Here is a 2,705-nt window from a genome sequence, read left to right on the forward strand (position 1 = left end):
GCCGGGCGGCAGCCCGGCCGATACCTTCAGGCGGGTTGGCCGAGCTGTGCGGGCGCGCGCATCAGGGTGTCGCGTGGCAGTTCGCCAAAGACCTTCCGATAGTTGTCGGCAAAGCGCGACAGATCCCACAGCCCGCAACTGAGGGCGATGGCCTTGACCGAGCGCCGGTTGGAATCGGCCATCGACAGGCTGCGGCAGGCTGCGCACAGCCGCAACATCGACAGGTAGCGATTGGGCGAGGTACCGAACAGATCCTCGAACGCATAGCGCAGGCCGCGTTCGCTGACACCGGCGGCGTCGCAGATTTCATTCATGTAGATATTGCGGCGCAGATTGAGGCGCATGAAGTTCTCCGCCCGCTGCGCGATCAGGTAATGCGTGCGGCGGGCACGACTGCAGTTGGGCCGATCGGCTGGACCCGCACCGAGCAGTGCCTGGATATGCTCATGCAACAGACGCTCGGTTTCTTCTGGCTGCAGCCCCCCACCCTGCCCCAGCTGCGCGTGCAGCTGCTGGTAATGACGTACCAACGGCACTGCATCATCGCCAAGGTTGAACAACGAAAGTGCCTGCCCCGCCGGGGGCGTGCTGCGCAGGCTCAACTCGGTCAGCTTGCGCTGCACGCGCGCGACCGGCACCAGCATCAGCGTCAACTGGGTACCAGGGCTGAGGGTGAATTCACTGATGCCTTCAGGCATCACGGTCAACGCCATGCCCGGCGTCAGCGGCACGCCATGGCACCAGCTCAATGCATCATCGGTGGTGTGCAGGTAACCGAGCATCGCCCAGTCGGGGGGCAGCATGAATCGGCCGCGGCAATGGAAACCGCAGCTGATGCTGCAGAACAGGGCTTCCTCATGAACACGCGAAGCGAATGCCGCGCGCGGACCATTGCCATCAAGCAGCAACAGCTCCACATCGCACACGCGGAGCACGCCGCTCAGCGTGGCCAGGTCGATCGACCTGAGATCGCCATCGTCGTTGTCTTCCACCCCACCATCGACCATGACAGTGTCGTCCCCCGTTTGGTCTGCTGCACGACCCCGCCCCCACTGCCTGACAGGGCGAACGCCGTTTCCAAGAGCATCGTCCGTTGCCGTGACGGTCGCTGCGTAGAACGCGCGTCCATCCATGAAAATGCAAAACCTTGAATGCGAGTATGCCCGATAATCCGCGGCCGTAAACAGGATGTTTCAAGGCCGCCGGATTATCGACTGCGTGAAGCAGATGTGCACGCGAGTGGCACGGTTTTCGCATGTGCGCAGATTGACCTCACATTATCTGCACGAGCATGAATCGTTTCGCGCAGGAACGGATTTACGTCACAGATCCGCATCGGAATATTCAGGAAATCAACGAATCTGCCGAATTTGCATATAGGTTCCGGTTGCAGGGAACCGCCATTCAGGCAAAGTCGAACACACGGTGATCGGGCACGCAGAAAGCGGCCACACCCAGGGGGACAGCATGACCATGCACGCACGACATACCGTTTCGACCACCGGCCTGGTGCCGTGCGGTCGCGGTTGCGCGGCCGCTGCCCTGCTCGGGAATGATCACCCTGCTTGAGCACAGCGGGATTGCCCGCCGTGCCTCCTCCGCCAGGATGGCGGGGGCCTACGGACGGTCCCGGCGGAGCCGGGCCACCGCCCATGCAGGTTTCCTGCAGCAACTGACAGGTAGAGGGAGACAACCGTCATGAACGCATCGATCCGCAAGTTCCTGAAAGAAGAAGATGGCGTGACCGCGCTCGAATACGGGCTGCTGGCCGCCGTGATCGCCGGCATCCTGATCGTGGTGGGCAGAACCCAGATCACCGCGTTCTTCACCACGTTGTTCACCCGCCTGCAGGCCATCGCCACCGACGCCACCACCACCTAGCCGTCGCGCGGGGTGCAGCACCTGCGGTCGCCTCCATGGCGACCGCGGTGGCCGATGAAGGGGTCTGCAACTGTCCAATGACGGACGAAGAGGGTGCGCGATGACACTGCTGGGATTGCTGGCCATGGGAGTGTGTCTGCGGATCGCGATCAGCGATCTGTACGCCCGCCGCGTGCCCAACGCCTGGCTGCTGGCCGCGTGCGCGATCGCCGTGCCACTGATCATCGCCGACCAGTTCAGTGCAACGCGCACGACCTGGGCGCCACACCTGCTGGGCGCGGCACTTGGCCTGCTGGCTCTGCTGCCGTTCTATGCGGTGCGCTGGATGGGCGCGGGCGATGTGAAGTTCTTCGCCGTGCTCGGCCTGCTGCTGGGCTGGAAGGCATTGCTGCCGGTATGGGTGCTTGCCAGCCTGGCCGCAGGCGCCCACGCCATGCTGGTGATCGTCGGACGGCAGTTGGCCGGTCACCTGCCGCTGCGCCTGCAGATGCAGGTCAATCGCGCAAGCACGCACTGGAATGGTCACCCTGCCCTGCGCGAACTGCATGCCGCACGACAGGGTCGGCAAGGCATTCCCTACGCCGCCTACCTGGCCTTCGCGGCGATTGGCTGGGTGCTGTCAACTACTTATGGAGGCGTGGCATGAAAGCATTCGCACGTCACCGCCAGCGCGGCGTGGCCAGCATCGAATTCGCGCTGATGCTGCTGCTCGGCCTGGTGCCGCTGTTGCTGTTCACCTTTTCCGGCGTGCTGATCATGGCTGCGCAGCAGACCCTGGCCACGGCCTCGGCCGAGGGCGCGCGCGCGTCGCTGCGCTATGGCAA

Annotated in this window: 4 protein-coding genes; 3 read left to right on the forward strand and 1 reads right to left on the reverse strand. The window is 63.9% G+C overall.

Annotation, left to right across the window (positions count from 1 at the left end; translation table 11 throughout):
• Positions 1-26: 26 nt before the first annotated feature.
• Positions 27-1,007, reverse strand: coding sequence for a helix-turn-helix domain-containing protein (locus DBR20_RS14250; RefSeq protein WP_100465645.1), 981 nt, complete (start codon positions 1,005-1,007; stop codon positions 27-29).
• Positions 1,008-1,698: 691 nt separating this feature from the next.
• Between DBR20_RS14250 and DBR20_RS14255 the strand changes: the two genes are divergently transcribed.
• The 3 genes from DBR20_RS14255 to DBR20_RS23225 form a co-directional block, all read left to right on the forward strand.
• Entirely contained in the window at positions 1,699-1,881 is a 183-nt protein-coding gene (locus DBR20_RS14255; RefSeq protein ID WP_025878547.1) for a Flp family type IVb pilin, read from the forward strand.
• Positions 1,882-1,981: 100 nt separating this feature from the next.
• Positions 1,982-2,527 carry a prepilin peptidase gene (locus DBR20_RS14260; protein ID WP_108266627.1) on the forward strand — a complete coding sequence of 182 codons (546 nt, stop codon included), beginning with the start codon at positions 1,982-1,984 and terminating at the stop codon, positions 2,525-2,527.
• On the forward strand, positions 2,524-2,705 hold a 182-nt coding region (locus tag DBR20_RS23225; RefSeq protein ID WP_258223371.1), incomplete at its 3' end, for a TadE/TadG family type IV pilus assembly protein. The genes DBR20_RS14260 and DBR20_RS23225, both read left to right, overlap by 4 nt.

This window comes from Stenotrophomonas sp. HMWF023, assembly GCF_003060985.1.
GTDB lineage: Bacteria > Pseudomonadota > Gammaproteobacteria > Xanthomonadales > Xanthomonadaceae > Stenotrophomonas > Stenotrophomonas lactitubi.